Origin of the sequence: Cyanobium sp. ATX 6F1, assembly GCF_024346315.1 — a bacterium.
GTDB lineage: Bacteria > Cyanobacteriota > Cyanobacteriia > PCC-6307 > Cyanobiaceae > ATX-6F1.
Genome location: NZ_JAGQCS010000002.1, coordinates 59,872 through 81,771, shown reverse-complemented (window position 1 = coordinate 81,771; position 21,900 = coordinate 59,872). Strand labels below are relative to the sequence as shown.

Sequence of the window (21,900 nt, the reverse complement as noted above, 5' to 3'; positions counted from 1 at the left end):
TGTGGCTGGCTCAACGGCGCCGACTGAGCACCATCGCCTTGAGGATCACACCGGGGTTGAGCCACTCGCCGCGGTAACGGATGCCCCAGTGCAGATGGGGGCCTGTGGTCCGGCCGCTCATGCCCACATGGGCAATCTCCTCGCCGGCCCGCACCCGCTGGCCCTCATAAAGCGCAAGGGATCCGCTGCGATACCAGCCGCCGCTGACCGAGCCGGACAGATGGCAGTAGATGTGCTCGTAGTCCCCGGAACGGATCACCAGGCCGATGCCGCAGGCACCGTCGCTGATCAGATCACTGACGGTTCCACTCCACCAGTTGCGGATCGGGGAGCCCATGGGGGCGGCGATGTCCAGGCCGTTGTGGGGTTCCCTCGAGCCGCTCGGACCGGTGCGGGTTCCGTAATGGCTTGTATAGCCGAGGAAACGGGTCACCGGGAACACCCCTCTGTTCCAGGCAGGGTTGGCCCCGGCCGGGGCCACGGCCAGGGGCACCTGGGCCAGCACCAGGACGGCCATCAGCTGGAAGGGGCGCAGGCGAACCATTGCTTTCAAAGCAGACCGATGGCGTGCAAGGGCCCCTTGCCGCTGATCAGTTCGAGCAGGAAAGCCGAGAAGCCGACCATGGCCAGACGGCCGTTCCAGACTTCGGAGCTGTTGCTCCATCCCCACGACCACTTCTCCTGGGGATAGAGCTTCACCCGGTTGGGCAGCTGGGCCGCCTGGTCCAGGTTCACCTCCGGACCGTCCAGTGACTCCTGCACCAGATCCGCCAGCCCGCGGATGAAGCTGGGGGTCACATCGAGGGCGGGCACCCGCTGGAAGTTGGTGATCCCTGCCTCTGTGGCGATCTCCCGGTATTCGATGTCGATTTCCTCGAGGGTTTCGATGTGCTCACTCACGAAGCTGATCGGCACCACCACCAGCTCCTTGACTCCCGCCTCCCCCAGCCGAACCAGGGCCTCATCGGTGTAGGGCTTGAGCCATTCCACGGGGCCCACGCGGCTCTGGTAGGCCAGGGTGAAAGGATTGCGGCGGCCCAGCTCGGTTTCGAGCCTGGCCATGATCAGCTCTGTGCAGCCCTCAATCTCTTTCTGGTAGGGGTCGCCCGCTTCCTCCACGTAGCTCTTGGGCACCCCGTGGGCACTGAAGAAGATGTGGGCGGTGCTGGGATCCGCGCAGCCTTCCAGTTGACGGGAGATCAGCTCAGCCATCGCGCCGACATAGCCGGGGTGGTCGTACCAGCTGCGGATGCAGCGGATCGGCAGCCGTGAGAAGGCCGGATCCACCTGGCGCAGCCGTTGCAGCTCCCTGAAGCTGGAGCCGCTGGTGCTGATCGAGAAGTGGGGGTAGAGCGGCAGCACCACCACCTCGTCCATGTGGTCGGCCTTGATATCGGACACGGCCGACTCGGTGAACGGGTGCCAGTAGCGCATGGCCACATAGGTAGTGGCCTCCACATCGCGGGAGCGCAGTTCGCTTTGGAGTTCCCGTGCCTGCTGTTCGGTGATGCGCCGCAGGGGGGATCCACCGCCGATCGCCTTGTAGGCCTCTTGGGACTTGCTGCTGCGCAGGGTGCTGATCAGCCAGGCCAGGGGCTTCTGCAGCAGCGGTGTGGGCAGCCGGATGATCTCCGGATCGGCGAACAGGTTGTAGAGGAACGGACCCACGTCCTGAATGCGCTCTGGACCGCCGAGGTTCAGCAGCAGCACGCCGACCTTGGCCATGCCCGGGGGGGTGGGGAGTGCGCCGAGCGTAACGCTGCCGCCGCGCCCCTGGCCGCTTCCGATGTGGCTCGATAGGGTCGAGGCGCCCTTTCGATGCGCCGGTGTCCGCCTCGATCGAGCCGCTGATCCGCGAGCAGAACGCCCTGCTGGCGGCGGGGGGATTGTCCTTGCGACTGGAGCTGCGCGGCCAGCGGCTGGGCCTGCGCGGCCCCCTGCCCTGCCGCCGGGGCAGCGGCCGCCATCCGGTGCAGCGCATCAGCCTTGGCTTGCCGGCCGACGAGAGCGGCCTGCGTCAGGCCCAGCAGCAGTTGCGCAAGCTGGTGCAACAGCTGCAGCAGCAGCGTTTCCAATGGTCGGAGTGGGGCCAGAGCAATGGGTTGGCGGCGGCGCCGGTCGTGGGAGGGGGCTCACCGGCCGCCCCGCGGGCTACTGGTCTGTCTGAACCCGTTGGCGCAGGCGCGTTTGTGCAGCCCGTCCTCGACGCCTTCGCCGGCAGCTTCCACGCCGAGGCCCGCCGCCGCCGAAACCGCGCCGGCACCCACACCACCTGGCGCAGCGCCTACCTGCCCTACCTGCGCCGGCTCGAGGCCCAGGCCGGTGAACGCCCCCTCGATCTGAATCTGCTGCTGCAGGTGCTGGAGAGCTATGGCTCCGCCAGCCGCAGCCGCCAGCAGTGCGGCATCGCCCTGGCGGCCCTGGCCCGCTTCCTTGGGCTGGAGTTGCCGGCCGACTGGAGCCAGCGGGCGGGGGGCTACGGCCTGCATCGGGCCCAGTTCCGCCAGCTCCCCAGTGACGCCCTGATCCTGGGGCTGCTGGAGCGCATCCCCAACCCCCAATGGCGCCTGGCCTACGGGCTGATGGCCACCTACGGCCTGCGCAACCATGAATTGTTTTTCTGCGATTGTTCCGCCTTGGCGCCCGGTGGCGATCGGGTCCTGCGGGTGCTGCCCACCAGCAAGACCGGTGAACACCAGGTGTGGCCCTTCCAGCCCGCCTGGGTGGAGCACTTCGATCTGCCCCGCCTGGGGATGGAGGCCGGCGCCCTGCCGCCCGTCTGCACCGACCTGGCACGCACCACCCTGCAGCAGGTGGGCCGGCGGGTGGCCGAACAGTTCCGCCGCTATGGGCTGCCGATCACCCCCTACGACCTGCGTCACGCCTGGGCCGTGCGCACCATCCACATCGGTCTGCCTGACACGGTGGCAGCCCGGATGATGGGCCACTCAGTGGCGATCCACACCCGGACCTACCACCACTGGATCACCCGCCGCGACCAGCAGCAGGCGGTGGACGCAGCCCTTTCCCGCCAGCGCCAGAGTGCAGCGAACGACTGAAGCCATCCGATGAACGAAACGCCCTCCGATCTCGACCAGCTGGCCGGTGAGATCGGCCCGGGCGGAGCCCTGGCCCCCGAAGCCGATGCCGAGGGTTACCGCCGGCGCATGGAGCGCCGCCGCGAGGTGCAGAGCCAGCGGGTGGGGGAGCGCAACCTGGAGAAGGGGCTGGTGCTGGTGTTCACCGGCGAGGGCAAGGGCAAGACCACCGCGGCCCTCGGCCTGGTGCTGCGCGCCCTCGGCCATGGGCAGCGGGTGGCGGTGATCCAGTTCATCAAGGGGGGCTGGCTGCCAGGTGAGGCCAAGGCCCTGGCGGTGTTCGGCGAGGCCCTGCACTGGCAGGCCCTGGGGGAAGGCTTCACCTGGGAGACCCAGGACCGGGAGCGGGACCGCCAGCTGGTGCAGGAGGCCTGGGCCGAATCACTGCGGCACCTTGCCGATCCGGAGCGCAAGCTGGTGGTGCTCGATGAGGTGAACGTGGCCCTCAAACTGGGCTACTTGGGTCTGGAGCAGCTGCTGGCGGGCCTCGATCAGCGGCCGCCCCTCACCCATGTGGCGCTCACGGGCCGCGGCGCCCCTCCGGCCCTGGTGGAGCGGGCCGATCTGGTGACCGAGATGAAGCTGCTGCGCCACCCGTTCCGGGAGCAGGGGGTGAAGGCCCAGGCCGGTATCGAGTACTAGGGCATCGAAGGGCCATCGCTGGCGGTGGAATCTCTGCTGGGGGCAGGCGTTGGCTGCTTGCTACTCTGCGCCCGAACGCAGATGACGAGCGCTGAACCGGATGGCTTATCGGCGTGTCCTTCTCAAACTCAGCGGCGAAGCGCTGATGGGCGAGCAGGGTTACGGCATCGATCCGGCCATCGTCCAGTGGATTGCCGCCGATGTGGCCGCCGTGGTGGCCGCCGGCACGGAGGTGGCGATCGTGGTGGGTGGCGGCAACATCTTCCGGGGCCTCAAGGGTTCCGCCGCCGGCATGGACCGCGCCACCGCCGATTACGTCGGCATGCTGGCCACGGTGATGAACGCCATCAGCCTCCAGGACGCCCTGGAGAGGGCGGGGGTGCCCACGAGGGTGCAGACCGCGATTGCCATGCAGGAGGTGGCCGAGCCCTACATCCGCCGCAAGGCGATTCGGCACCTGGAAAAGGGCCGCGTGGTGGTGTTCGGGGCCGGTTGCGGGAACCCCTTTTTCACCACCGACACCACCGCCGCCCTGCGCGCCGCCGAGATCAACGCCGAGGTGGTCTTCAAGGCCACCAAGGTCGATGGCGTCTACGACAAGGATCCCGCCAAGCACGCCGATGCCGTGCGCTACGACACCCTCACCTTTCAGCAGGTGCTGAGTGGGGAGCTTGAGGTGATGGACAGCACCGCCATCGCCCTCTGCAAGGACAACGACATCCCGATCGTCGTGTTCGACCTGTTCGGCCCCGGCAACATCGGCCGGGTCGTCGCGGGTGAACCGATCGGCACCCGCATCACCCCCTCCACCTGAGCCCTCCTCGCCCCTGAGCCCCCTGCCATGGATCTCGAAGCCAGCATGCAGAAGTCGCTGGAATCCACCCTGCGTACGTTCAATTCGATCCGCACCGGCCGCGCCAACCCCGCTCTGCTCGACAAGATCAGCGTTGAGTACTACGGGGCCGATACGCCGCTGAAGTCATTGGCGACCCTCTCCACCCCCGACGCCCAGACCCTTCAGATCCAGCCCTTCGATGCGGGCTCCATGGCCCTGATCGAGAAGGCGATCGCCACCAGTGATCTCGGCCTCACCCCCAACAACGATGGCCGGGTGATCCGCATCAACATTCCGCCACTGACAGCAGAACGGCGCAAGGAGTTCTGCAAGTTGGCCGCCAAGTACGCAGAGGAGGGCAAGGTGGGCCTGCGCAACATCCGTCGCGACGCCATCGACAGGATCAAGCGCAGCGAAAAGGAGGCTGAGCTCTCAGAAGATCAGAGCCGCGATGAGCAGGACAAGGTGCAGAAGCTCACCGATCGCTTCATCGCCCAGCTCGAGAAGCATCTCGCTGAGAAGGAAGCCGACATCCTCAAGGTTTGAGCCACGCCGATGTGATCGTGATCGGCGCCGGTGCCGCCGGTGCCGCCACCGCGTTCCACCTCGCCCAGCGGGGCCGTTCGGTGTTGCTGCTGGAGAGGGAGCGGCTGCCGCGGAGCAAGCCGTGCGGGGGTGGCATGGCCGCCTCGGTGCAGCGCTGGTTCCCCTTCGATCTCGCCCCGGCGGTGGATCGGGTGATCGAGAAGGTGCGCTTCACCTGGTGTCTGGAGGATCCGGTCACCGCTGAGCTGCCGGGCAGTTCCCCGTTCTGGATCGTGCGTCGCTCGGTGCTCGATGCCTTCTTGAGCAGCCAGGCGGTGGCCTCAGGAGCCGAATTGGAGCAAGGCTGCACCGTGGAGTCCGTGGAACGCGACGGCGAGGGTTGGAGTGTGGGCACATCACTCGGCCGCCAGCTGAACGCCCGGGCACTCGTGGTGGCCGATGGCTCATCCTCTCGCTTCGCCACCTCCCTGGGACTGGGGCCCGCCCGGCCCCGATTTGCCCAGGCCGTGGCGGTGGATGTGGAGGGGGACCAGCTGGAGCCGGACACGGCCCGGTTCGAATTCGGCCTGGTGCGCCATGGCTTCTGCTGGGCCTTCCCGCGCCAGGGCGGCACCAGCATCGGTGTGGGCTCCTTCATCGGCCGCGAACCGCTGCAGGTCGAGGCGGTGCTCGAGCGGCTGTTGCCGGCCCTGGGGTTGAGCGCCGATGCAGGCGCGCTCCGTACCGCTCCGCTGCGCATCTGGGATGGTCATCACGCCCTCCATGGTCCTGGGGTGGTGGCGGTGGGCGATGCGGCCTCCCTGGCGGATCCGTTCCTGGCGGAAGGTCTGCGCCCGGCGCTGCTCAGTGGCACCCGCGCCGCTGAAGCTCTTGATCGCTGGCTTGGGGGCGAGGCGCGGGCCCTGGCGAGCTACAGCGCCACGATGCGCACGGAATGGGGCGATTCGATGGCCTGGGGACGCCGCATCGCCCAGGTGTTCTACCGGTTCCCGAGTGTGGGCTATCAGCTGGGGATCAAGCGCCCCACCGCCCCCCAGCGCATCGCCCAGATCCTCTCGGGAGAGATGGGCTATGGCGACATCGCCCAGCGGGTGATCCGGCGCCTGCTGTTCAAGGGCGCCTAGTTTTTTGTTTAAGTAACAGCTTGTCTGCTCAACAGCCGGTAGCGAGTGGCTCAGACCCTGACGGCGTCCTTGAGCTGGCGCAGGCGTTCGTCGATGGAAGCCAGCAGCTCGATGGCGAACATGGGGGCCTCCTGGACCGCGAACAGGAACTTCTCCCGATTCATCACCAGGATGCGCGAGCGGCTGAGGGCCCGGGCGTTGCCGTAGCGGCGGTGGTCATGGGTCACCAGGGCGCCGGCACCGAACACATCACCTGCCTTGATCTGCTCATGGCCCGCATCGCCGTTCCAGGTCAGCTCCACCGTGCCCTCCAGCAGGCCGAACATGCAGTCCCCCTGTTCCCCGGCCCGGAAGATCACCTCGCCGGCCTCGATGTCACGCACCTCGCCCTGGCTGGCGAGGGATCGCATGGTGTCGAGAGCATTCACGGCAGACGGGTCGGAAGATCCAAATCACTCTTGCGCACGGTGGTTAAGCCCAGATGAACCCCGGACTGGTTGGGGGCCTCTGGAGGCTCAGGAGCTCTGGGCCAGGGCCAGGGCGGCCCCGAGCCCCCCGCGCACGTCGTCTGGCACCAGGCGACCATCATGGTCGGTGTCGAGGGCATCGAACACCGCATCGCTCCCCAGCCACTCCTCGCGGGTGATGCAGCCGTCGCCATCGAGGTCGTTGAGCAGGAAGATCTCCTGGGCCGCATGGGTGAAGGCGGAGGCCCCCTCCAGTTCCGCCAGGCGGTGGGCCAGCTGGGCTTCGAGGGTTTCGATCGCCTTGCAGAATCCGCGGATCCCCTCGTCGAGTTTTTCGTGGGCCATGGCATCGGCGGCCATGGCCGCGTCGAAGGCCGCTCTGTCGAGATGCACGCGCGCTTCGCTGGGGGCGGGATTGAGCCCATCGAGCTTGCGCTCCAGCACCCCTTCGCTGGAGCGCAGCTGATCGAGCAGCTTCGGGGAAATGGTGAGCAGGTCGCAGCCTGCGAGTTCGAGGATCTCCTCGATGTTGCGGAAGCTGGCCCCCATCACCTCCGTGCCATACCCGTGGGTCTTGAAGTAGTTGAAGATCCGGGTCACCGACACCACACCGGGGTCTTCGTTGCCGGGGTAGTGATCCCGGCCGGTGGAGGCCTTGTACCAGTCGAGGATGCGACCCACGAAGGGGGAGATCAAGGTGACGCCGGCCTCAGCGCAGGCCACCGCCTGGGCGAAGTTGAACAGCAGGGTGAGGTTGCAGTGGATGCCTTCCTTCTCCAGCTGCTGGGCGGCCTGAATGCCTTCCCAGGTGGAGGCCACTTTGATCAGCACCCGGTCGCAGCCGATGCCCGCCTCGCGGTAGAGGCCGATGAGCTTGCGGGCCTTGGCGATGCTGCCCTCGGTGTCGTAGCTGAGCCTGGCGTCCACCTCGGTGGACACCCGGCCGGGAACGATCTTGAGAATCTCGCGGCCGAAGATCACACAGATCTCATCGAGGGCTTCGAGCACCACCGCTTCGGCCGGGGCCTCGGGCCCGATCACGGCCCGGGCCGAGCGCAGGGCGTCATCGATCAGGGGCTGGTAGGCAGGGATCTGGGCCGCCGCCAGGATCAGCGAGGGGTTGGTGGTGGCATCCCGGGGCGTGAACTGCTTGATCGCGTCGAGCTCGCCGGTGTCGGCGACCACCACGGTGATGGCGGCGAGCTGGTCCAGCAGGTTGGCCATGGAAGTGGGCTGGCTCAGTTCGAACCACCGTAGCCAGCCCGCCGGGGCCACCACCTTCAGACCGCCTGGAGAAGGGGCCTGTTTGAGGGTTCCCGCACCTGGTGGCGCGGAGGCTCAGCCGGTGGGCCTGGCCTTGGCTGCGGCCGCGGTCTTGCCCCCGTTCAGCACGGGGCTGGGGGGGATCTTCTCCAGCACCAGCAGGGCTTCGACGATCTGTTTGGCCACGGGCACGGCAACGGTGGAGCCGTAGGCATTGCCCCCCTGGGGCTCATCCACCACCACCAGCACCACGAAGCGGGGATCCTCGATCGGCAGATGGGCCACGAAGCTGCAGATGCGCGCGCCGGGGATGTAGACGCCATTGAGCGCTTTCTGGGCGGTGCCGGTCTTGCCGCCGATGCGGTAACCGGGGATGCGGATGCCCTTGCCGCTGCCCTTCTGGACCACCGTTTCCATCCAGTGGAGCACCGTGAGCGCCACCTGGGGCTTGATCAGTTGCAGGCCGCCCTCGGGTGCCGGGCCCGCCAGGCCTTCGCCGGAGCGCAGGCCACGGGTGATGTGGGGGCTCACCAGGCGACCGCCGTTGGCCAGCATGGCGTGGAGCTGCAGCAGCTTGAGCGGGGTGAGGGAGAAGCCCTGGCCGAAGGCTGCCGTGGCAGGTTCGATCGGCTGGCTGACGAAATCACTTTTGCTCTTGAGCTGACCGGCCACCGCCCCGGGCAGGTCGGTGTCGGGCACCGTGTCGATGCCGAATTTGTGCAGCCAGGCCCAGAAATGGCTTGGCTTGACGTGGCGCATGGCCTGCACCATCCCGACGTTGCTGGACACCTGCAGCACGGTCGGGAAATCCATCACCCCGTTGGCCCGTTTGTCGTGGTTGTAGATCGGCCAGCCGCCGATGGTGAGTGATCCGTTGTCGGTGACGGTGCCGCCCGGATCGATCGCCCCCTCCTGCAGGGCCAGGGCCAGATTGATCGGCTTGAAGGTGGATCCGGGTTCGTAGAGGTCCTGCACCGACCACTCCCTGAACAGCGATGGCGAGTACGTCCAGAAGCGGTTGGGGTTATAACTCGGCACCGAGGCGAGCGCGAGCATCTCGCCGTTGCGCACGTCCATCACCAGGGCAACGCCCTTCTTGGCGTTCCATTGCTTGACCTGCTTGGCCAGGGCGGCCTGGGCCACCTGCTGGAGCCGGGCATCCAAGGTGAGCTGGAGGCGCAGGTCGTCGCCGTAGAGCACCCCCGCCTGCAGCCCATCGGGAAGCGGAGTGCCATCGGCGCCCCGGCGCATGGAGCGGGACGATTCGTGGCGTTTGAGATCGCTGTCGCGGCTCTGCTCCAGGCCCGCCTGGGGAACCCGCTCCTGGTTCAGAAAACCCACCACGTTCGCGAACAGGCTGCCCTGGGGGTAGATCCGCTGCGGGAACGCTTCCAGATCGAGGCCGCTGATGCCCAGGCTCCTGACCCGGTGGGCCGTTTCCGGGTCCAGATCGGAGGCCAGTTTCACCCCGGTACGGCGCGTACCGATGGTGCTGAGAAGCTTGTCTTTGGGCACCGCCAGCACCGCAGCCAGCTTGGCGGCCACCTCCTCGGGGCGGCGAACCCCGTTGGGGTCATCGCCGGGGAAGTTGAAGTAGCGCGGATGGGCCCAGAGAACGAAGCGCTCCTCGTCGAGGGCCACCAGGCGGCCTTCGCGATCGACGATCGTGCGGCGCTTGCCGATCGGCGTGACCTTCTGGGTCTGGATCGCCCGGGCGCGGGCCTCGAGCTTGGGGCCCTGAACGATCTGCACCCAGGCCAGGCGCACCGCCAGGCCCGCCAGGCCCGCAGCCAGCACCAGATACACCGCCAGCAGACGGCCGGCCGGAACGCTGTGGAGATCGACGACGCGCCGCTGAACGTTGGTCAAGGTTCAGTAACCAGGCAGCACCTGGCGGGTGCTGATGCCCGCCAGCAGAGAGGACATCGGGCTCGTGGGCCGCGGCTTGGGGGTGTTGAGATAGACGAGTTTCTCGGTGCTGGTGGGCACCAGCAGACCGGGGCGGTGGGCGGCCCCGAGGTGGTGCTGCTCCAGCACCGCCGCTGATTCCTGAAGACGGTGCTCAAGCACCTGGGTTGCCTCGAAGCGTTGGTAAGACTGGGTCCACTGGGTCTGCCAGTGAAGCGAGAGACCCGCCAGGCCGACCATGCTCAGGCCCAGCCCCGCCAGGGCCCCGTCGGCCACCCGATGCAGTCCCGCCAGCCAGGGGGCCTGCCGGGCCACCTTGTTGGCCGAGAGCGACCCCTGGATCAGTTCCAGGGACCGTCGCCCCTTGCTGGGTGCCTGGGAGGGAAACCGTTGGGAGGGAGCGGCGACCAAGGTGCCTGAACAGTGACTGCGCCAGTGAACCACGCCACCAATGGTGCAGCAAGGCACAGAATTGGATCCGAGCGCCGCAGGTCTGGTGGTTGGCCCAGCTGTTCAATTGCCCAGCAGCACCAGGTTGGCGAAGGTGACGCCATTCCAGAGGGCGTGCATCAGCACACAGGCCCCCAGGCGACCGCTGCTCCAGCGCAGCCAACCCAGCCCCAGCCCCAGGACGAACAGTGGAGGTAGTTCCCCCAGGCTGAGGTGGGCGATGCCGAACACCAGGCTGCTGACCACGACCCCCCAGACCGCACCGAGTTCCCGGCCGAGCACGGGCAGCAGCACGCCCCGGAAGATCGTTTCCTCGAACAGGGGGGCCAGCACGACGGCGGTCAGGGCGAAGCAGAGCAGGGTCGGCAGGCTGTCGCTTTCGAGCACCAGTTCCAGCAGGGGGTTGCTGCCGCCGGGGTCACCCAGCAGCTGGCTCTGCAGCCAACCCACCAGGCTCACCAGCGGCAGCACGATCAAAAAGCCCTTGAGGGCTCGCCTGAGGTTCAGCCCCAGGGGCTGCCAGCGAAACTGCAGCCAACCGCCTTCGGGGGGTGCCTGTTGCCGCAGCATCAACGCCAGGATCAGCAGCGGGCAGACCATCAGCCCCAGGTAGAAGATCACCACCGAGATCCCTGAGGACAGCGGTGATCCGACCTGCAGGGCCTTGAGCAGGGCGTCCGTGGGCTGGCGGATCACCAGGGGGGTGACCAGATCCCCCAGCACCACGAAGCCACCGGCCACCAACAAGGTGACATCCACCAGGTTGAGTGGGGGGGCCACCAGGGCTGCCGCCGCCAGCGCTTTGCCCCGCCAGCGCAGCCACAGCTCGCGCACGAGCAGCATCAGGCCGGCCAGCAGGGCGATGGCAGGCAGCACGTTCACCGCCAGCAACTGCAGGGCCGCCCTGCGTTCTGCAGAACCATCTCGGCACCCTGACGCAGGATCCCCAGGCCCTGCATTCATTAGTTGCCGGCAGGCCCACTGGCGTAGCAGCGGTTGGCCGGCCAGGGGGAAGCTAAGGGTCTGGGCCTGCTCCTGCGGCAGCGCCTCGGAGGCCAGCAGTTTCTCCACAAGAACGGACTGATCGGGCGCTGGGCCGGCCTGTTGGAGTTTGAGAAACAGCGTCCGGGCCGCGTCCCTGTGCCCGAGGCTGCCCTCCAGCAGTCCCCGCTCCAGCAGCTTGGCGCCCGTCTCGGGTACGCCCGCTTCGCTTGTGCCCGTGGCCTGGCGATTCAGTTCATCGAGAAGTTGCCGCTCCGGGGCCGTGCCCACCAGGGCTGTCCTCAGGTTGTCTGGCAATTGGGGGGCCGCCAGGATCGCCAGCTCCAGTTGACGCTGGCTGAGGGCGTTGCCCACGGACGGCCGCTGCAGGCTGTCGAGCAGCCCATTGACCCAGAGCAGCAGGCTGAGCAGCAGGCTGAGCAGGGCGAGGCCAACCTTCCAGGGCTGCGAACGGGGCCGGCTGCTGCTCGTTGTCACCCGTGGCGCCCTGCAATCGATCGATTCTCCCTGCGGGCGGGATCGGCCGGCGGCGCTCAGGTTGGGGCCTTTCCCATACGATGACGGCCCCGACGGTTGAATCCCTGTGCCCCTGAGGATTGTGCTGGTTCGCCATGGGCTGAGCAGCTTCAACCTGGAGCACCGCATTCAGGGTCGTGACGACCTTTCCGACCTCACCGAGGAGGGGGTGCGCCAGGCCCGGGCCACCGGCGCCGCGCTCAAGGAGTTGTCCCTGACGGCGGCCTACAGCTCGCCGCTGAGCCGGGCCGCTGACACGGCACGTCATCTGCTGGCCGAGCAGGGCAGTGGCCTGGAGCCCGTCTTCGACGACGGCCTGCTGGAGGTGGATCTGGCCCCCTGGAGCGGCCTGCTGAGCAAGGAGGTGCACGAGCGCTTCCCCGAGCAGGCTCACCAGTGGCTCCACGCCCCCGGTGAGCTGGAACTGGAGGCCGCCGATGGCCGCCGCTATCGGCCGATTCCGGAGCTGCTGGAGCAGGCGGGACGCTTCATCAAGGGCCTGCTGGCCCGCCATGACGCCGATCGCTCGGCAACCGGCACCGTGCTCGTGGTGGCCCACAACGCCATCCTGCGCTGCCTGCTGCTGCATCTGCTGGGGCGCTCCGCCAACGAACTGCGCCGGTTAAGGGTCGACAACGCCTCCATTTCGGTGCTGAACCTGGAGCGCTCCGCCGAGGGCCCGCTGCAGGTGCAGATCGAGTCGCTGAACGGCACCGCCCACCTGGGGGCCGGCCTGCCCCCCAAGGGCGCCGGCCAGCGCCTGTTGTTGGTGCGCCATGGGGAAACCGACTGGAACCGCCAGGGGCGCTTCCAGGGCCAGATCGACATCCCCCTCAACGCCAACGGCTGGGCCCAGGCCGAGGCGGCCGGCCGATTCCTTGAGCCGGTGTCCTTCCAGCGCGCCTACACCAGTTCGATGGCTCGGCCGCGCCAGACCGCCGAGGCGATCCTGAAGACCCATCCGGGAGTGCCGCTCACCAGCGTTCCAGCGCTGGTGGAGATCGGCCATGGCCTCTGGGAAGGCCAGCTGGAGCAAGAGATCGCCGATGGCTGGCCGGCGTTGCTGGCCGACTGGAAGCGGGCGCCCCACACCGTGCAGATGCCCGAGGGCGAGAACCTCCAGCAGGTCTGGGACCGCTCACTGCTGGCCTGGAACCGCATCGTCGCTGGACTCGATCCCAGCGAAACGGCCCTGGTGATTGCCCATGACGCAGTCAACAAGACCATCCTCTGCGCCTTGCTGGGCCTGGCCCCGGCTGACATCTGGGCGGTCAAGCAGGGCAACGGCGGTGTCACGGTGATTGATTACCCCCAGGGCCCCAAAGGCCTGCCGTTGGTGGCCGCCCTCAACCTGACGGCCCATCTTGGGGGGGTGATCGATCGCACCGCCGCCGGCGCCCTCTAGATCGTCACCACACCCAGGGGTCCGATGTCCGCCCGTTTTCTGCGCCAGGTCCAGCTGCTGGAGGGGCCCGATCAGCCCCTGCGCTCCGAAGACGTGCTGCTCAGGGACGGTGCCATCGCCGCTTACGGCGCCGAGGCTCGTCAGCAGGCTGCGCGCGAGGGTCTGCCAACGCTGGAGGCCCAGGGCTGGCTGCTGGCCCCCGCCTTGGTGGATCCCCACAGCGTGCTGGAGGATCCGATCAATGGCCGGGCTGAAACGCTGGCCACGCTGGTGCGCTCGGCGGCCGCCGCGGGATACGGCACCGTCGCCCTGCTGCCCCGGGCCCGCAGCTGGCGCGACCGCCCCGAGCGCCTGCAGCTGAGCGCCGCCGCTCCTTTCGAACTGCTGCTCTGGGGCAGCTTCAGCTGCGGCGGGCGGGGTGAGGAGTTGGCCCCCCATGGGGACCAGCTGGCCGCCGGGGCGATCGGTCTGGCCGAAGACGGCGACCTGCCGCCCCTGGCCCTGCTGGAGCGGGGCCTGCGCCTGGCGGAGGGTGGTGATCGGCCGCTGCTGCTCGCGCCCCGGGACCCTTCGCTGACCCAGCAGGGCTTCGTGCGGGAGGGGGTGGAGGCCCTGCGGGCCGGCTGGCCCCTCGACCCGGTGGTGAGTGAAACCCTGCCGTTGCAGAGCCTGCTCACCCTGGCGGCCCAGGCGCTACCGGAGGCCAGCCCCCTGCGGCTGATGAACCTCAGCACCGCCGCCGGCGTGGGGCAGCTGCGGCAGGCCGCCGCATTCATGCGCGCTGACCTGCCGCTGGCCAGCGTCGGCTGGTGGCATCTGCTGGCCGACAGCGGCCGCCTCGATCCCGTGGCCGAGGGTTGGCATGTGGTGCCTTCCCTGGGCACGCCGTCCGACCGGGAGGCGCTGATCGCGGCCCTGGCCGAAGGGCTGCTCACCGCCGTCGCGGTGAACCACCACCCCCTCGATGCGGAGGAGCAGTTGCTGCCGGTGGACCAACGCCAGAGTGGTGTGGCCGGCCACCGGTTTGTGCTTCCGGCGCTCTGGCGGGAGCTGGTGGTGGGCCGCGGCTGGAGCGTGAACGATCTGTGGCAGGCCCTGAGCTGGGGACCCTCCCGGCTGCTCGGTCGGCCTGGGGAGCGGCTGGAACTGGGCGGCCGCCGCTGGCTGCTGTTCAATCCCGATCAGGAGTGGGACCCGCAAGCGGACCTGGAGGCTCCCCTGGCGGCGAATGAGCCCCTGGCGGCCGAGCGTCAGCGGGGCCAGGTGCTGGCCACAGGTCTCAGGGCTTCCCTGTGGCGGGGGCCGCTGCCTTGAGGGGATCGGGGGCCCCCAGATCACCCAGGGCGTTGAAGGGGAAGAAGCGGTAGAAGGCGCGGCCGATGATCTCGCTCTGGGGCACGAACGGACCCCCTGGCCAGAACCGTCCGTCCCAGCTGTTGGAGCGGTTGTCCCCGAGCATCAGCACGTGGCCCTTGGGCACCACCGCATTCAGCGGGCGGCAGGGTCCCATGCCCTGGTTGTCCACCGGGCAATAGTTCTGGACGTAGGGCTCCACCAGCCGCCGGCCGTTGATGCTCACCTCGCCCCTGGGGTTCACCACCACATGGTCGCCGGGAACGCCGATCACGCGCTTGATGTAGGCGTCGCAGGCCGGTTCCTGAATCCCCGGCAGGGCGCCCACCAGAGGCAGGTTCACCAGCAGGCAGCGCAGGGGGCCCACCTTGTGGTCGACGGAGAGGGCTGGATCGAAGTGGTACGGGGAGTGGAACACCGCGATTTCTCCGCGCCGCGGCTCCCGCTGCCGGTAGCTGAGCTTTTCCACCAACAGCCGGTCCTGGATCTGCAGGCCGGGCAGCATCGAGCCGGAGGGGATGAAGCGGGCCTCGAGCAGGAATTGACGAACCCCCAGGGCGATCGCCAGGGTCATCACCACGCTGCGCCAGAACCCCCAGGCGCTCTCCTCCGGTTTCTCGGCGGAAGCCTTGGGTGCGGGCGCCGCTGGCGTGGCTTGGGGCGGCGGGGCTTGGGGGTCCTGGGCGGTCAAGGGCTGGCGCTCCTGGGGCGCGGTGAATGCTGGAGATTAGGCAGGGCGCCTTCCCTAGCCTGAGCCTTCCCGTGCTGACGCCATGGTTCGGCCCCGCTGGCACGATCCTGTCCCCCCGGAAGCGGCGCCGCTCTGGCGTGGCTGGGACCGCTTCGTGGCCCTCTGGGCCACCGTCAACCTGATCTTTGTGGGCTTCGACCTCAGCTATGTGCCCCTGCGCACCTTCTGGCTGCAGCGCAACCTCTACCCCCTGCCGTCGGTGCCGCTGATGCTGCCCATGACGGTCCTGCCCGATGTCACGCCGCTCTACGACCCGGTGAAGGGCATCGAGCCCCACCGGGAGACCCGCACCTTTCTGGTGCGCTTCGAGGCCCTCGATCGGGCGATGACCCAGGCGGGAGTGGATCCCCGCCAGCGCTCAGATTTGCGGCGCCAGCAGCTGGAGCTCACCCGCGCCCTGATCGACACCAACCCGTTTCAGGCCTCTGGCGCCACCGGAACCCTGGAGAAGATCAAGAACCGCCTGCGCCAGCGAGCTGATCTGGATTCCGCCAAGGCTTCGGCGGAGCGGTTGCTCAGCGACGCCTGGCTGCAGCAGCACCCCTGGAGCGGTGAACGGCTGTTCTGGCGCAAGGAGGTGTTGCCCCTGGTGGCCACCAACTACTGGCGTTCGATCGATGAGAACGGCCGCCCCACCGACCACTTCTGGCGCATCGACCTGCTGCTGTTCCAGTGGATCTTCCTGCTCGACATCCTGATGCGCCTGGTGCGCCTGCGCCGGCGCCTACCTGGCCTGAGCTGGCGGCAGGCCTGCCTGCGGCGCTGGACCGATCTGCCGCTGCTGCTGCCTTTCTGGCGGCCGCTGCGACTGGTGTCGGTGATCGAGCGTCTGCAGTCCAGCGGGTTGGTCAACTTCGAGCCCCTGCGGGCGGTGCTCAGCCGCGGTGTGGTGGCCCTGCTGGCGGTGGAGCTGTTTGAGGTGCTGGCGTTGCAGCTGGTCGATGGGATGCAGCAGCTGGTTCGTTCACCCCAGTGGCCCGATCGGATCCGCACCCTGCGCAGCCACCAGAGCGTGCCCTCCCAGCAGGAGTGGGAGGTGGTGGAACTGCTGCGGATCTGGGGCCCCTTGGTGCTCGCCCAGGTGGCGCCGCGCCTGGCGCCGGAGCTTCGCGCGATCGTCGGACATGCTCTGCAGCAGAGCTTTCGCACCACGGTGCTGCCACCGGCCCTGCGCAGCCTTCAGCCCTTGCTGCAGGTGGAGCAGGAGCTGAGCCGGCAACTGGCGGCGGGGGTTGTTGACAACCTCCTCGGCCTCTCGCGCAGCACTGGCCAGCGCCTGGAGCAGGCCGACGACCAGCAGGTGCGCGAGATTCAGGACCTGATCGATCGCTTCTGGGATGAACTGGCCCTGGCCCTGGAGTCGGGTGGCGGAATGGTGCGCAGCCAGCAGTTGATCTGCGCGCTGCTGGAGAACCTCAAGGTGACCTACCTGGCCCAGATCAACCGGGCGGGCATCGAGCAGCTGATGCAGGAGCTCGATGCACTTACCCTCACGCCACAGGTGAGTGAAACGCCTCCTGCCAGCGCTGAGGATCAAAGCCCGTGAGGGCCCCGCCGTTTGAGGTGAGCACGAAGGGGCGCTTGATCAGTTTGCCGTCAGCGGCCAGGGCCGACAGGGCCTCGTCGTCGCTCAGTGACCTGACGGTGGCGGCACCGAGGGCGCGGTAGCTCAGGCCGCTGGTGTTGAACAGGCGCTGGCGATCTCCCAGCGAAGCCAGGGCCTGGCGCAACTCCGCCAGGGAGGGCGGCGAGCTGGTGATGTCGACCACCTCGTGGGCAATGCCCTGCTCCTGCAACCACTTCAGGGCTTTGCGGCAGGTGCTGCAGGCCGCGTAGCTGTAGATGCGCAGGGCATTCCCCGGCACCGGAGCCGTTGGGGCGGTCATGGCGCCGCTACTTGCCGATCAGCGCTTTGAGGGCTCCCACCAGGCTGTTGGAGCCTTTGCCCACCCCAGCGTCGGGGCGGGTGCGCACGGTGACGTCGCCATTGACGGTGGTGCGGCAGCTGAGGCGGTAGTTGGAGGGCCGGTCGGCGAGGTAGACCTGCTCGACATCGCTGCGGGGGGAGAGGTTGCGCTCACCTTCGAGCACCTCCATCACACAGGTGCCGCACTGGCCGAGACCACCGCAGTTGTTGAAGTTGTTCAGGCCCTTGTAGGGGTTGATGCCCGCGTCCAGGGCGGCCTTGCGCAGATTGGCCCCCTCGATGCAGCCGACCTGCTGGCCTTCCTTTTCGAAACGGATGGTGGGCACTGTCGATAGGGGGACATGGCGCCGTCCAACCTACCTGTCGGTTGGCGCCTGCTTTTCGCCCATGCAACGGATCTTGGCGGAGCTGCTCCCTAGCATCGGCGCAGCTGTCCCTCCGCCGTGGTCGCCCACCCCGATGAACCCCTGGAGACGGCCGGCTACGACCTGATCCTGCAGCAACTGATCCCTGGCTACACCAGCCTGGCGCGCCTGGCGGTGGCGCTGTTGGCCGCTGGTCCCAGCGCCGCTCAGCAGGGCGCAGCAGTGCTGGTCGCCGGCTGTGGCACCGGCGCCGAGCTGCTGGAGGCGGTGGCCCAGCGTCCTGACTGGCGGCTCACGGCCATCGACCCTTCGGCGGCCATGCTCCAGGTGGCCCAGGAACGGCTCAGCCATGCGCCCACGATCGAATGGCGCCCCTGCACGGTGGAATCGCTGCAGGAAAACGGACGGTTCGCCGGAGCCCTCTCGGTGCTGGTGCTCCAGTCGCTCCCCGACGACGGCAGCAAGCTGGCCTTCCTCACGGCCCTGGCCCAGAGCCTTCAACCCGGGGGGCAACTGGTGTTGGTGGATCTGATGCGCTCCTCCCTCAGTGGCCTGGAGGAGCAGCTGGAGGCCGCCTGGCTGGGCTTTCAGCGGGCCAGTGGGCTCTTGGCCAGCGATGAACAGCTGGCTCCCCTGACCCAGGCCCTTCACCCCATCGGCTTGGCCCGCCTCACGGCTCTGGTCAACGCGGCCGGCTTCAGTGATCCGGCGAGGATTTTCCAGGCCCTTGATGTGGAGGGTTTCCTGCTTCAGCGTCGCCGCTGAGCGGCCCCTGGGCTGCCCTGATGCACCGCTCCAACAGGGCTGCGACGCAGTCTGAATTCTGCCAGCCGAGGATCGTGGTGGTTCGGCCCTCCAGATTCTTGTAGATGCGAAAGAACTCCGCCACCTCCTCCAGCTGGGTGGTGGCGATCTGGCGAATGCTGCGGATGCCGTCCTGGCGCGGATCGGCCGCCGGCACGCAGAGCAACTTTCCGTCGGGGTGGCCGCTGTCGATCATGTCGAGCACACCGATGGGCCGGGCGACGATCAGACAGCCGGCGAAGGTGGGCTCTTCCATGATCACCATGGCATCGAGCGGAGCGCCGTCCTCCGCCAGGGTGTTGGGGACGAACCCGTAGTCGAACGGGTAGCGCACGGAGGAGTGCAGCACCCGATCAAGGGCCATCACCCCGGCTTCGGGGATGTACTCGTACTTGTTACGGCTGCCGGCGGGAATCTCCACCACCAGATTCACCAGCCCTGGGGCGGGTGAGGGGGGCAGGCGTTCGAGATCCATCGCTCAAGCTGGCCGGAAGGGTGAGAACAGCACCACTTTCGGTTCCGTTAACTCTCGACCCACCACTGCCAGAACCGTCCCGCTCGACGTCGCTGCCGTCCAGGCCGAGTCGGGGCGGCCGATCACCCATCACGCTCGCGAGCGGAAGGGCAAGGGCCAAAAGGGCGATCAAGACCCCAGCCAGGGCGGAACCGGTGGCCTGAAATGGTTTTTGACTGAAGGGATCCTCTCCGGTGTCCGCTGCCGTGGGGTCGTCGGTGAAGGGGTGACTGGCGGCGGTTCGGGGTGGGGGGTCGGAGTCCATGGACGAGGGTGAGGGGGCAGCCCCGACCTGCGATGCTCGGATCGAAGGAGGAAGCAACTGAGTCGCGGGGATCGAAGGGTCAGCAACCTGACGCCATCGGGCGCGTATTCAGTCACCTTCAATTGTGGCACTTAAAGGCAGGACGATCCAGTTCGTCCCCAAATGGCCACCTGGCCTAGGCCGCTGGGCGCGACTGCTCGTTGCGCTCGCGCTTGGCGCTGAACTCAAGGGGCGGGCTCTCGATGCCGCCAAGGTGCTGGCGGATGAAGCGCAGTTCCTCAAGGATTGAACCAAGAAGTTGATGGGTCGCGGTGGAGGGGGAGTTGAGGACCTCCACGGTGACCTCCTTGATGCGCAGCACGTCCCGGGCAAAGCGGGCCACTTCGTTGGGGTGGAAGTGGAGTGGATCCTTCTGATCGCTGCGGTACTCGGGGTTGAGCTTGCGCGGGTTGAACGGGGGATTGAGGTTGCGGGGGTCGGTGTTCGTGTAGCGATAGACCGAGGCCCGTGAGCGGTTCAGCGCTTTCTGCACCTCATCGATGCCGATCAGGGCATCGCCCACCACCGTCGCCCCATGGGCGCTCTCAGGCAATCCCCCCTGGAGCGGCGCCGCCGAATACGCACCCACTCCAGTGGTGGGAATCGAATGGGCGACCATGAGACGACTTTGCGACGATTGGGAGTTCCGGGGACCTTAGCAGAACTTTCCGGTCCCGCCGGTGGCCACGGCCGCCGCCGCGCCTACCCCGCAGGATTGAGTGATAGCGTCCAGCCCAAAGGCTCCCTCGACTCTTCCCATGCGCGTCTCCCGCCTGATGCTGGTGACGCTGCGGGACGATCCCGCCGAAGCCGAAATCATCTCCCACAAGCTGCTGCTGCGGGGGGGATACATCCGTCGGGTGGCGTCCGGCATCTATGTCTACCTGCCTCTGCTCTGGCGCGTGCTGCAGAAGATCTCAGCGATTGTGCGCGAGGAGATGAACGCCGTCGGGGGTCTCGAAACCCTGCTTCCCCAGCTGCAGCCCGCCGACCTCTGGGAACGCAGTGGCCGTTGGCAGGGCTACACCGCGGGCGAGGGGATCATGTTCCACCTGGTGGATCGTCAGCAGCGTTCGTTGGGTCTGGGCCCCACCCATGAGGAGGTGATCACCGCCCTGGCCGCAGATCTGTTGCGCTCCTACCGCCAGCTGCCGGTCTGCCTCTACCAGATCCAGACCAAGTTTCGCGATGAGATCCGCCCCCGGTTCGGCCTGATGCGCGGGCGTGAATTCATCATGAAGGACGCCTATTCCTTCCACGCCCATGAAGAGGATCTGCGGCGGGCCTATGGCGAACTTGATGGGGCCTACCGGCGCATCTTCGGCCGCTGCGGCCTTCGGGCCGTGGCCGTGGAGGCCGACAGCGGCGCCATCGGTGGTTCCGCCAGCCAGGAGTTCATGGTCACCGCCGAGGCCGGCGAAGATCTGATCCTGACCAGCCCGGACGGCACCTATGCCGCCAACCAGGAGCGGGCTGTTTCCCTGGCCAGCGAGGCGGTGCCGCTGATCGCCGGCGAGGTCACGCTTCTGGCCACCCCTGGCCAGACCAGCATCGAGGCCCTCTGCGCCGCCCACGGATTCGATCCCAGCCAGATCGTCAAGGTGTTGCTGCTGCTGGCCCGCTTTGCCGCAGGGCCCTCCCAGCCGCTGTTGATCAGCCTGCGGGGTGATCAACAGCTCAATCCCATCAAGTTGGCCAATGCCCTGACGGCCCGTCTGGGGGAGGAACGCGGCACCCTGCTGGATGTCGAGCCGATCAGCGCCGAGCAGCTGCAGAGCCAGGGACTCAAGCCCCTGCCCTTTGGCTATCTCGGCCCCCAGCTCGAGGATGCCGTTCTCGCCGGCGCCAGGGATTGGTCGCCCTCCTTCCTGCGGCTGGCGGATGCCACCGCCGCCGCGCTCGACATCTTTGTGTGCGGGGCCAACCAGCCGGAGGCCCACCGGGTGGGGGCCCGTTGGAGTGAGGCGGGCACCACCCCTGAGAGCCTCGATCTGCGCGCGGCCCAGGCGGGCGACCGTTGCCTCCATGACCCCAGCCAGCTGCTGGGGGCCCGCCGCGGCATCGAGGTGGGTCACATTTTCCAGCTGGGGCGCAAGTATTCCGAAGCCCTGGGGGCCCGCTTCACCAATGAGGCCGGCGAGGAGGAGGCCCTCTGGATGGGCTGTTACGGCATTGGTGTCTCCAGGCTGGCCCAGGCGGCGGTGGAGCAGCACCACGACAGCAACGGCATCATCTGGCCCGTGGCCATCGCCCCCTTTGAGCTGATCATCGTGATCGCCAACGTCCAGGAGGAGGCCCAGGTGGCCCTGGCCGAGCAGTTGTACGGCGAACTCCAGCGGGCCGGCATCGATGTGTTGCTCGACGATCGCCCCGAGCGGGCCGGGGTGAAGTTCAAGGACGCGGACCTGATCGGCATCCCCTGGCGGGTGGTGGTGGGCCGGGGCGCCCAGGCAGGCACGGTGGAACTGGTGGAGCGCCAGGGCGCTCTGAAGCAGGAGCTCGCCGCCTCCGAGCTCCTGGCCACGGTGCTCTCCGGCCTGGTGGACCAACGGCGCGGCCTGGCCAGCGGGGCGGCCTGACGCAGGCAGGCACACTGCCTGAATGGGAAGCTCCGGCCCTTGGGGCC

Annotated in this window: 22 protein-coding genes; 10 read left to right on the top strand and 12 right to left on the bottom strand. The window is 67.9% G+C overall.

Going from position 1 to position 21,900, the window contains the following annotated elements; translation table 11 throughout:
• Nucleotides 1-10: 10 nt before the first annotated feature.
• Together KBZ13_RS03125 and hemH are read right to left on the bottom strand one after the other, a co-directional pair.
• On the bottom strand, nucleotides 11-544 hold the full coding sequence (locus tag KBZ13_RS03125) for a M23 family metallopeptidase (RefSeq protein WP_255006122.1): 534 nt from the start codon (nucleotides 542-544) through the stop codon (nucleotides 11-13).
• A 5-nt stretch (nucleotides 545-549) separates the two neighbouring features.
• Nucleotides 550-1,725, bottom strand: a complete 1,176-nt coding sequence (gene hemH / locus KBZ13_RS03120; RefSeq protein ID WP_255006121.1) for a ferrochelatase — start codon at nucleotides 1,723-1,725, stop codon at nucleotides 550-552.
• Between the two features lie 101 nt (nucleotides 1,726-1,826).
• Between hemH and KBZ13_RS03115 the strand changes: the two genes are divergently transcribed.
• From KBZ13_RS03115 to KBZ13_RS03095, 5 genes are all read left to right on the top strand, one after another.
• The gene (locus KBZ13_RS03115; protein ID WP_255006116.1) at nucleotides 1,827-3,059 is read left to right on the top strand and encodes a site-specific integrase; all 1,233 of its coding nucleotides are present in this window, start codon (nucleotides 1,827-1,829) and stop codon (nucleotides 3,057-3,059) included.
• Between the two features lie 9 nt (nucleotides 3,060-3,068).
• Nucleotides 3,069-3,740 (top strand): cob(I)yrinic acid a,c-diamide adenosyltransferase, encoded by a 672-nt coding sequence (gene cobO, locus KBZ13_RS03110; protein ID WP_255006115.1) that lies wholly within the window; start codon nucleotides 3,069-3,071, stop codon nucleotides 3,738-3,740.
• A 100-nt stretch (nucleotides 3,741-3,840) separates the two neighbouring features.
• Nucleotides 3,841-4,554, top strand: a complete 714-nt coding sequence (gene pyrH / locus KBZ13_RS03105; RefSeq protein WP_255006114.1) for a UMP kinase — start codon at nucleotides 3,841-3,843, stop codon at nucleotides 4,552-4,554.
• A gap of 27 nt (nucleotides 4,555-4,581) precedes the next feature.
• The gene (gene frr, locus KBZ13_RS03100; protein ID WP_255006108.1) at nucleotides 4,582-5,121 is read left to right on the top strand and encodes a ribosome recycling factor; all 540 of its coding nucleotides are present in this window, start codon (nucleotides 4,582-4,584) and stop codon (nucleotides 5,119-5,121) included.
• Nucleotides 5,118-6,245 (top strand): NAD(P)/FAD-dependent oxidoreductase, encoded by a 1,128-nt coding sequence (locus tag KBZ13_RS03095; RefSeq protein WP_255006101.1) that lies wholly within the window; start codon nucleotides 5,118-5,120, stop codon nucleotides 6,243-6,245. The genes frr and KBZ13_RS03095 overlap by 4 nt, the downstream gene beginning before the upstream one ends.
• 50 nt (nucleotides 6,246-6,295) lie before the next feature.
• On the opposite strand, the gene KBZ13_RS03090 is transcribed toward KBZ13_RS03095, so the two are convergent.
• The 5 genes from KBZ13_RS03090 to KBZ13_RS03070 form a co-directional block, all read right to left on the bottom strand.
• A complete protein-coding gene (locus tag KBZ13_RS03090) occupies nucleotides 6,296-6,673 on the bottom strand; it encodes a Crp/Fnr family transcriptional regulator (RefSeq protein WP_255006099.1) in 378 nt (125 codons plus the stop codon).
• A gap of 87 nt (nucleotides 6,674-6,760) precedes the next feature.
• A complete protein-coding gene (locus KBZ13_RS03085) occupies nucleotides 6,761-7,936 on the bottom strand; it encodes a transaldolase (RefSeq protein WP_255006098.1) in 1,176 nt (391 codons plus the stop codon).
• A gap of 114 nt (nucleotides 7,937-8,050) precedes the next feature.
• A complete protein-coding gene (locus KBZ13_RS03080) occupies nucleotides 8,051-9,844 on the bottom strand; it encodes a peptidoglycan D,D-transpeptidase FtsI family protein (RefSeq protein WP_255006096.1) in 1,794 nt (597 codons plus the stop codon).
• Nucleotides 9,845-9,847: 3 nt separating this feature from the next.
• Nucleotides 9,848-10,294, bottom strand: coding sequence for a hypothetical protein (locus KBZ13_RS03075; protein ID WP_255006094.1), 447 nt, complete (start codon nucleotides 10,292-10,294; stop codon nucleotides 9,848-9,850).
• A gap of 102 nt (nucleotides 10,295-10,396) precedes the next feature.
• Nucleotides 10,397-11,812, bottom strand: coding sequence for a CPBP family intramembrane glutamic endopeptidase (locus KBZ13_RS03070; protein ID WP_255006093.1), 1,416 nt, complete (start codon nucleotides 11,810-11,812; stop codon nucleotides 10,397-10,399).
• A 106-nt stretch (nucleotides 11,813-11,918) separates the two neighbouring features.
• On the opposite strand from KBZ13_RS03070, the gene KBZ13_RS03065 reads away from it, so the two are divergent.
• Nucleotides 11,919-13,256 (top strand): histidine phosphatase family protein, encoded by a 1,338-nt coding sequence (locus KBZ13_RS03065; protein WP_255006092.1) that lies wholly within the window; start codon nucleotides 11,919-11,921, stop codon nucleotides 13,254-13,256.
• A 24-nt stretch (nucleotides 13,257-13,280) separates the two neighbouring features.
• Nucleotides 13,281-14,570 carry a dihydroorotase gene (locus KBZ13_RS03060; protein ID WP_255006091.1) on the top strand — a complete coding sequence of 430 codons (1,290 nt, stop codon included), beginning with the start codon at nucleotides 13,281-13,283 and terminating at the stop codon, nucleotides 14,568-14,570.
• Here KBZ13_RS03060 and lepB read toward each other — a convergent pair.
• Complete coding sequence (lepB, locus tag KBZ13_RS03055) at nucleotides 14,536-15,300, bottom strand: signal peptidase I (protein WP_261358802.1); 765 nt, start codon at nucleotides 15,298-15,300, stop codon at nucleotides 14,536-14,538. The two genes, KBZ13_RS03060 and lepB, sit on opposite strands and share 35 nt — an antisense overlap.
• Before the next feature lie 82 nt (nucleotides 15,301-15,382).
• On the opposite strand from lepB, the gene KBZ13_RS03050 reads away from it, so the two are divergent.
• Nucleotides 15,383-16,906, top strand: a complete 1,524-nt coding sequence (locus KBZ13_RS03050) for a hypothetical protein (protein ID WP_255006090.1) — start codon at nucleotides 15,383-15,385, stop codon at nucleotides 16,904-16,906.
• Here the strand turns inward: KBZ13_RS03050 and KBZ13_RS03045 are convergent.
• Together KBZ13_RS03045 and KBZ13_RS03040 are read right to left on the bottom strand one after the other, a co-directional pair.
• A complete protein-coding gene (locus KBZ13_RS03045; protein WP_255006089.1) occupies nucleotides 16,851-17,246 on the bottom strand; it encodes a Spx/MgsR family RNA polymerase-binding regulatory protein in 396 nt (131 codons plus the stop codon). The two genes, KBZ13_RS03050 and KBZ13_RS03045, sit on opposite strands and share 56 nt — an antisense overlap.
• A gap of 7 nt (nucleotides 17,247-17,253) precedes the next feature.
• Nucleotides 17,254-17,613: a 2Fe-2S iron-sulfur cluster-binding protein gene (locus tag KBZ13_RS03040; RefSeq protein ID WP_255006082.1), complete on the bottom strand. Its 360-nt coding sequence runs from the start codon at nucleotides 17,611-17,613 to the stop codon at nucleotides 17,254-17,256.
• 117 nt (nucleotides 17,614-17,730) lie between these two features.
• Between KBZ13_RS03040 and KBZ13_RS03035 the strand changes: the two genes are divergently transcribed.
• Nucleotides 17,731-18,417 (top strand): class I SAM-dependent methyltransferase, encoded by a 687-nt coding sequence (locus KBZ13_RS03035; protein ID WP_255006080.1) that lies wholly within the window; start codon nucleotides 17,731-17,733, stop codon nucleotides 18,415-18,417.
• Here KBZ13_RS03035 and KBZ13_RS03030 read toward each other — a convergent pair.
• The gene (locus KBZ13_RS03030) at nucleotides 18,350-18,931 is read right to left on the bottom strand and encodes an inorganic diphosphatase (RefSeq protein WP_255006077.1); all 582 of its coding nucleotides are present in this window, start codon (nucleotides 18,929-18,931) and stop codon (nucleotides 18,350-18,352) included. The two genes, KBZ13_RS03035 and KBZ13_RS03030, sit on opposite strands and share 68 nt — an antisense overlap.
• Before the next feature lie 479 nt (nucleotides 18,932-19,410).
• Nucleotides 19,411-19,893, bottom strand: coding sequence for a resolvase (locus KBZ13_RS03025; RefSeq protein WP_255006075.1), 483 nt, complete (start codon nucleotides 19,891-19,893; stop codon nucleotides 19,411-19,413).
• 139 nt (nucleotides 19,894-20,032) lie between these two features.
• Between KBZ13_RS03025 and KBZ13_RS03020 the strand changes: the two genes are divergently transcribed.
• Nucleotides 20,033-21,853 carry a proline--tRNA ligase gene (locus KBZ13_RS03020; RefSeq protein WP_255006073.1) on the top strand — a complete coding sequence of 607 codons (1,821 nt, stop codon included), beginning with the start codon at nucleotides 20,033-20,035 and terminating at the stop codon, nucleotides 21,851-21,853.
• Nucleotides 21,854-21,900: the final 47 nt, after the last annotated feature.

What these genes read in the sequence shown, in the direction of transcription:
- KBZ13_RS03025 (WP_255006075.1), bottom strand. Translation starts at nt 19,893, where the DNA reads ATGGTCGCCCATTCGATTCCCACCACTGGAGTGGGTGCGTATTCGGCG.
- KBZ13_RS03030 (WP_255006077.1), bottom strand. Translation starts at nt 18,931, where the DNA reads ATGGATCTCGAACGCCTGCCCCCCTCACCCGCCCCAGGGCTGGTGAAT.
- pyrH (WP_255006114.1), top strand. Translation starts at nt 3,841, where the DNA reads ATGGCTTATCGGCGTGTCCTTCTCAAACTCAGCGGCGAAGCGCTGATG.
- KBZ13_RS03045 (WP_255006089.1), bottom strand. Translation starts at nt 17,246, where the DNA reads ATGACCGCCCCAACGGCTCCGGTGCCGGGGAATGCCCTGCGCATCTAC.
- cobO (WP_255006115.1), top strand. Translation starts at nt 3,069, where the DNA reads ATGAACGAAACGCCCTCCGATCTCGACCAGCTGGCCGGTGAGATCGGC.
- frr (WP_255006108.1), top strand. Translation starts at nt 4,582, where the DNA reads ATGGATCTCGAAGCCAGCATGCAGAAGTCGCTGGAATCCACCCTGCGT.
- KBZ13_RS03060 (WP_255006091.1), top strand. Translation starts at nt 13,281, where the DNA reads ATGTCCGCCCGTTTTCTGCGCCAGGTCCAGCTGCTGGAGGGGCCCGAT.
- hemH (WP_255006121.1), bottom strand. Translation starts at nt 1,725, where the DNA reads ATGGCCAAGGTCGGCGTGCTGCTGCTGAACCTCGGCGGTCCAGAGCGC.
- KBZ13_RS03085 (WP_255006098.1), bottom strand. Translation starts at nt 7,936, where the DNA reads ATGGCCAACCTGCTGGACCAGCTCGCCGCCATCACCGTGGTGGTCGCC.
- KBZ13_RS03020 (WP_255006073.1), top strand. Translation starts at nt 20,033, where the DNA reads ATGCGCGTCTCCCGCCTGATGCTGGTGACGCTGCGGGACGATCCCGCC.
- KBZ13_RS03125 (WP_255006122.1), bottom strand. Translation starts at nt 544, where the DNA reads ATGGTTCGCCTGCGCCCCTTCCAGCTGATGGCCGTCCTGGTGCTGGCC.
- KBZ13_RS03050 (WP_255006090.1), top strand. Translation starts at nt 15,383, where the DNA reads ATGGTTCGGCCCCGCTGGCACGATCCTGTCCCCCCGGAAGCGGCGCCG.